The organism is Helicobacter sp. 11S02629-2 (assembly GCF_002272875.1).
In the GTDB taxonomy this organism is placed as follows: Bacteria; Campylobacterota; Campylobacteria; order Campylobacterales; family Helicobacteraceae; genus Helicobacter_I.
The window spans coordinates 1-7,225 of sequence record NZ_MLAN01000024.1; the positions used below are offsets into that span (position 1 = coordinate 1).

The 7,225-nt window shown below is 38.0% G+C and carries 2 tRNA genes and 3 rRNA genes; all 5 read left to right on the forward strand.

Annotation, left to right across the window (positions count from 1 at the left end):
• Nucleotides 1-577: 577 nt before the first annotated feature.
• The 5 genes from BKH40_RS08310 (at nucleotide 578) to rrf (ending at nucleotide 6,906) form a co-directional block, all read left to right on the forward strand.
• Nucleotides 578-2,073, forward strand: a 16S ribosomal RNA gene (locus BKH40_RS08310).
• A gap of 261 nt (nucleotides 2,074-2,334) precedes the next feature.
• Nucleotides 2,335-2,411: transfer RNA gene (locus BKH40_RS08315), tRNA-Ile, on the forward strand.
• A 7-nt stretch (nucleotides 2,412-2,418) separates the two neighbouring features.
• A tRNA-Ala gene (locus BKH40_RS08320) sits at nucleotides 2,419-2,494 on the forward strand.
• A gap of 881 nt (nucleotides 2,495-3,375) precedes the next feature.
• Nucleotides 3,376-6,262: ribosomal RNA gene (locus BKH40_RS08325) — 23S ribosomal RNA — on the forward strand.
• Between the two features lie 527 nt (nucleotides 6,263-6,789).
• Nucleotides 6,790-6,906, forward strand: a 5S ribosomal RNA gene (gene rrf, locus BKH40_RS08330).
• The 16S, 23S and 5S rRNA genes sit together here with 2 tRNA genes alongside, the layout of an rRNA operon.
• Nucleotides 6,907-7,225: the final 319 nt, after the last annotated feature.

The window sequence follows — 7,225 nt, forward strand, 5'->3', positions numbered from 1 at the left end:
TCTAAGCTTCCCTTAAGCTTCACTTCACTATAGTTTCATTTCTCAAGCGATTAAGGCTTACTTTTCTTGTTTTGATTAGTTTAATTTTTAGCTTTTTTCAAACTTTTTTATAATGTCTATAAATAGGTTTTGCTTAAAATTTGCTTTTTAATTATAGAGAAATGACTTTAATATTGTTTGTGTTCTTTTAAATTTAAGTTACTGTAAATTTTAATTTTTAAGTACTTTCTTTTAATATTTTAAAACCTTGCTTTTATAAGTTTTTACTTTTTAAAACAAGTTATTTTACTTTATTTAAAAGTTATTTCTTAAATATTATATTACTTTGATTTACATTAAAGACGATCTTTGAAATCTAAGCAAGAGTAGTTTAGTTTTATCTAAACTAACTCTTTTTATTGTTATATCTATACAACTCTGACTATAACTTATTAGTTTTTAGTCTTTGTGATATTAAAAGAGTTTAGGAACAAACAAAAACATTTTTAGATAGTGTGTATCTTTTTTAACTAATAGATACGCACTTCTATTTTATGGAGAGTTTGGGTCTTTTTATTATTAGATTCAAACTTCCATTTTTATGGAGAGTTTGATCCTGGCTCAGAGTGAACGCTGGCGGCGTGCCTAATACATGCAAGTCGAACGATGAAGCTTCTAGCTTGCTAGAAGTGGATTAGTGGCGCACGGGTGAGTAATGCATAGGTAACATGCCCTTTAGTCTGGGATAGTCACTAGAAATGGTGAATAATACTAGATACTCCCTACGGGGGAAAGAATTTCGCTAAAGGATTGGCCTATGTCCCATCAGCTTGTTGGTAAGGTAATGGCTTACCAAGGCTATGACGGGTATCCGGCCTGAGAGGGTGAACGGACACACTGGAACTGAGACACGGTCCAGACTCCTACGGGAGGCAGCAGTAGGGAATATTGCTCAATGGGGGAAACCCTGAAGCAGCAACGCCGCGTGGAGGATGAAGGTTTTAGGATTGTAAACTCCTTTTCTAAGAGAAGATTATGACGGTATCTTAGGAATAAGCACCGGCTAACTCCGTGCCAGCAGCCGCGGTAATACGGAGGGTGCAAGCGTTACTCGGAATCACTGGGCGTAAAGAGCGCGTAGGCGGGATAATAAGTCAGATGTGAAATCCTGTAGCTTAACTACAGAACTGCATTTGAAACTGTTATTCTAGAGTATGGGAGAGGTAGGTGGAATTCTTGGTGTAGGGGTAAAATCCGTAGAGATCAAGAGGAATACTCATTGCGAAGGCGACCTACTGGAACATTACTGACGCTGATGCGCGAAAGCGTGGGGAGCAAACAGGATTAGATACCCTGGTAGTCCACGCCCTAAACTATGGATGCTAGTTGTTGGGGAGCTAGTCTCTCCAGTAATGCAGCTAACGCATTAAGCATCCCGCCTGGGGAGTACGGTCGCAAGATTAAAACTCAAAGGAATAGACGGGGACCCGCACAAGCGGTGGAGCATGTGGTTTAATTCGAAGATACACGAAGAACCTTACCTAGGCTTGACATTGATAGAATCTGCTAGAGATAGCGGAGTGCCCTTCGGGGAGCTTGAAAACAGGTGCTGCACGGCTGTCGTCAGCTCGTGTCGTGAGATGTTGGGTTAAGTCCCGCAACGAGCGCAACCCTCGTCCTTAGTTGCTAGCAGTTCGGCTGAGCACTATAAGGAGACTGCCTTTGTAAGAAGGAGGAAGGTGAGGACGACGTCAAGTCATCATGGCCCTTACGCCTAGGGCTACACACGTGCTACAATGGTTGATACAAAGAGATGCAATACCGCGAGGTGGAGCAAATCTCAAAAATTAATCTCAGTTCGGATTGAAGGCTGCAACTCGCCTTCATGAAGCTGGAATCGCTAGTAATCGTAGATCAGCGATGCTACGGTGAATACGTTCCCGGGTCTTGTACTCACCGCCCGTCACACCATGGGAGTTGTATTCGCCTTAAGTCGGAATACTAAATTAGTTACCGCCCACGGCGGATGCAGCGACTGGGGTGAAGTCGTAACAAGGTAACCGTAGGTGAACCTGCGGTTGGATCACCTCCTTTCAAGAGATATGTGTAACTATTCATTTAGTTCACATAAGAGCTTTTAAAACTTAAAGATTTATCTTTATAGATTTAAAACTCAATTTAACCTTAAAGATTATTAATTTAATCAAGTAGTTTTAAGCAATTAGGATTACTATAAAAATATTTAGATATAACGAAAATTACTCTTGCTTAGTTTTCAGAGATTGTTAGTAATAAAATGTTTGTTGTTATAAAGATAGCTTGTAACTTAAGTCTTTAATATAAAGACTTATTAAAGGGCTTATAGCTCAGGTGGTTAGAGCGCACCCCTGATAAGGGTGAGGTCAGAGGTTCAAGTCCTCTTAAGCCCACCATTATAAAGGGGAATTAGCTCAGCTGGGAGAGCGCCTGCTTTGCACGCAGGAGGTCAGCGGTTCGATCCCGCTATTCTCCACCATTTATAAGCTATAAAATATACTTATATACTCTAGTGTATATATTATGTATACTCTAATATATATTTAATATTTGAATATATATGTGAATATGTATAAATATATAAACATAAAGATATAAGAAGTCATATATTTTTATATTTCTAAATAATATTTTTAGAATATATACTTTATAGATAGCAATTACACTTGTAACTTATTGTTAGATATTTCAAAGCTTTAATATAAGCTCTTAATTATTAGTCTATGACTTAATAGTTTAGAAAGATGAATAAATAAGATGTATTAAATAAAATACATAGATATATAAACATATAGATGTTTATATATTTTATTTCTTATTTATTAAAAACTAAATTAATAAGATTTTCTAAGTGCTAATACTTTTAAGATTTTAAGAGTTTATATTAGACCTTTGTTTAAGCGTCTAATGTTTTTTGAATTGATATTGTTAATAGCCTAAAAATAATAAATAGTAAAACTACAACGAACACTTATTGTTTAGTTTTTATACTCTTTGTTTTTACTTTTTAAATAAAGTTTTTACACTTAGTTATTTACTTAGCTTTTTGCATTTGGTTATTTAATTATTCTAATTAGTTATCTAGTTAGTTAGTTTATATAATTAAGCGCTTTTAGTTAGTTTTATAATTTAGTTTAATACTTATATTTATTTAATTTAGTATTTGAATTTAGATTTAATACTTTTTAATAGGGCTTTCATATAGTTAGTTATCTAACTTATAAGTTTAATTACTTAAAGATTGTTTCTTGTTAAAAAAATTATTTAAGAATTTAAATATTTTAAAATTAAGTTAAGACATAAAAGATATAAAGATACATTCAATAAGACAGTATAAGAATTACTCATAACATAAACCTTAAATAAGCTTTTAAGGGCAAATGGTGGATGCCTTGGGTAGTAGAGGCGATGAAGGACGTACTAGACTGCGATAAGCTAGGGGGAGCTGTCAAGAAGCATTAATCCCTAGATTTCCGAATGGGGCAACCCAATACATAGTGATGTGTATTACCTTTAATGGAGCAAACCTGGTGAAGTGAAACATCTCAGTAACCAGAGGAAAAGAAATCAATTGAGATTTCCTTAGTAGCGGCGAGCGAACGGGAAAGAGGGCAAACCAGTAGCTTGCTACTGGGGTTGTGGACTGTAACATAGACTTGAAGAATTTAGCAGAACTTTCTGGAAAGTAAGACAACATAGGGTGATAGTCCCGTATGCGAAAAGTTTTTCATACTTAGCAGTATCCAGAGTAGGCCAGGACACGTGAAATCCGGGCTGAAGCCGGGGAGACCACTCTCCAACCCTAAATACTACTACTACACCGATAGCGAACAAGTACCGTGAGGGAAAGGTGAAAAGAACCGCAGTGAGCGGAGTGAAATAGAACCTGAAACCATTTGCCTACAATCATTCAGAGCCCTATGTAGCAATACAGGGTGATGGACTGCCTTTTGCATAATGATCCTGCGAGTTGTGGTATCTGGCAAGGTTAAGCGAAATGTGAAGCCGTAGCGAAAGCGAGTCTTAACGGGCGTTTAGTCAGATGCTGCAGACCCGAAGCTAAGTGATCTATCCATGGCCAAGTTGAAGTAAGTGTAATAGCTTATGGAGGACTGAACTCGTACCCATTGAAACGGGTTGGGATGAGCTGTGGATAGGGGTGAAAGGCCAAACAAACTTAGTGATAGCTGGTTCTCTTCGAAATATATTTAGGTATAGCCTCAAGTAATACTAATAGGGGGTAGAGCACTGATTGGGCTAGGGCCACTCACCGTGGTACCAAACCCTGTCAAACTTCGAATACCTATTAGCGTATCTTGGGAGTCAGGCGGTGGGTGATAAAATCAATCGTCAAAAGGGGAACAACCCAGACTACCAAATAAGGTCCCAAAGTTCTATTCTAAGTGGAAAAAGATGTAAAGTTACTTAGACAACCAGGAGGTTGGCTTAGAAGCAGCCATCCTTTAAAGATAGCGTAACAGCTCACTGGTCTAGTGATTTTGCGCTGAAAATATAACGGGGCTAAGATAGACACCGAATTTGTAGATTTGTGCTGATGCACAAGTGGTAGAAGAGCGTTCCATTCAGCGTTGAAGGTATACCGGCAAGGAGTACTGGAGCGGATGGAAGTGAGCATGCAGGAATGAGTAGCGATAAAATATGTGAGAATCATATTCGCCGTAAATCTAAGGTTTCCTACGCGATGCTCGTCATCGTAGGGTTAGTCGGGTCCTAAGACAAGTCAGAAATGGGTAGTCGATGGCAAATAGATTAATATTTCTATACCAATTATTGTGTGCGAAGGAAGGACGCATAGGGTTAGGTGAGGCAACTGATGGAATAGTTGCTCGAAGGGCGTAGATTGGAGGATAGGCAAATCCGCCTCTGTATTCGAAACCTGACAGGCTCTCTAAAGTCTTCGGATGGAAGGGAGAATCATTGATACCGTCGTGCCAAGAAAAGTTTCTAAGTTTAGCAATAATTGCCCGTACCGCAAACCAACACAGGTAGATGAGATGAGTATTCTAAGGCGCGTGAAAGAACTCTCTTTAAGGAACTCTGCAAACTAACACCGTAAGTTCGCGATAAGGTGTGCCACGCAAGTGGTCTCAGCAAAGAGTCCCTCCCGACTGTTTACCAAAAACACAGCACTTTGCAAACTCGTAAGAGGAAGTATAAGGTGTGACGCCTGCCCGGTGCTCGAAGGTTAAGAGGATTAGTCAGTCAGCAATGATGAAGCTTTGAATTGAAGCCCGAGTAAACGGCGGCCGTAACTATAACGGTCCTAAGGTAGCGAAATTCCTTGTCGGTTAAATACCGACCTGCATGAATGGCGTAACGAGATGGGAGCTGTCTCAAAGAGAGATTCAGTGAAATTGTAGTGGAGGTGAAAATTCCTCCTACCCGCGGCAAGACGGAAAGACCCCGTGGACCTTTACTACAGCTTGGTACTGCAGATGGGAACATTATGCGCAGGATAGGTGGGAGGCTTTGAAATCTTTACTCCGGTGAAGATGGAGCCATCCTTGAGATACCACCCTTAATGTTTTTGTTTGCTAACTGGCTAGAGTTATCCTCTAGCAGGACAATGCCTGGTGGGTAGTTTGACTGGGGCGGTCGCCTCCTAAAAAGTAACGGAGGCTTGCAAAGGTTGGCTCAAGACGGTTGGAAATCGTCTGTAGAGTGTAATGGCATAAGCCAGCCTGACTGTAAGACATACAAGTCGAGCAGAGACGAAAGTCGGTCATAGTGATCCGGTGATTCTGTGTGGAAGGGTCATCGCTCAAAGGATAAAAGGTACCCCGGGGATAACAGGCTGATCTCCCCCAAGAGCTCACATCGACGGGGAGGTTTGGCACCTCGATGTCGGCTCATCGCATCCTGGGGCTGGAGCAGGTCCCAAGGGTATGGCTGTTCGCCATTTAAAGCGGTACGCGAGCTGGGTTCAGAACGTCGTGAGACAGTTCGGTCCCTATCTGCCGTGGGCGTAGGATTATTGAGGAGAGCTGTCCCTAGTACGAGAGGACCGGGATGGACATGCCACTGGTGTACCAGTTGTTCTGCCAAGAGCATCGCTGGGTAGCTACGCATGGATGAGATAACCGCTGAAAGCATCTAAGCGGGAAGCCAACTCCAAGATTAATAATCCCTGAAGGTCGCAGGAAGACTACCTGCTTGATAGGGTAGATGTGTAAGCATAGTAATATGTTTAGCTGACTACTACTAATAGACCGTTTGGCTTATTTAAACGTTATAAGTAACTTATACTGTCTTATTGAGTGTATTAAGTTTTACTATTGAAATAAAAGCTAGTTAATTTAGAATAAGAGATTTAAATATTATCTATCTTAGTAATAAGATACTTAATAGCTTAAGTCTTTTAATAAACTATCTAGAGTTAAACTTTTATATTTAAGTTATTTAAATCTTTAAAGATTAAACTACTACTAAAAGTAGATTAAGACTAAGAGATTGAAATTATAAAACATATAGAAGTTTTTTTATTTTTAGGCTAAAATCTCTCTTTTAAAAAAGGGAATTAAGGGTAATGAAATCTAATAAAGTTTCTTGATAAACTTTATTAGATTAATCAAGGCTGAAACTAAGAAGTAAAACCTTTGAGATTAGAAATTGCTTTCTGATTTAAGGTTATGCTTTATTAGAGTTAAATACTTAAGGGTTTAACTATAAAGATGCTCAAAGCTATTTGAATTTTATTAAGTTAAGACTTAGTTTTTAAGCAAAATCTCTTAATTACTTTTAATTCCCTTTTTTCCTTGTGTTTATAGAAAAGAGGCAACACCCAGCCCCCATTCCGAACCTGGCAGTTAAGCTCTTTTTCGTCAATGATACTGCATCTTTCAGGTGTGGGAAAGTAGAACGATGCAGGGATAAGGGGAGATTAATAATATTAGTTTCTTCTTTTTTTAATTCTTTAATTGTTTTAGATTCTTTTTTTAATTTATAATCTTTTAATATTTTTATTTTTATAATCTTGTTTATTTTTATAACTTACTTGTTTTTTATTTTTTAATCTTATAATCTTTTAGTTTTTTAATTCTTTTTAATCTTTTAGTTTTTTTAGTTTTATAACTTACTTGTTTTTTATTTTTTTAATATTTCATTTTTGCTTATTAGACTTAATGAATCTTTTTAATATTTGTAATGTTTATAACATGTTTGATTCTTTAGTTTTAATGTTTGCTTGTTT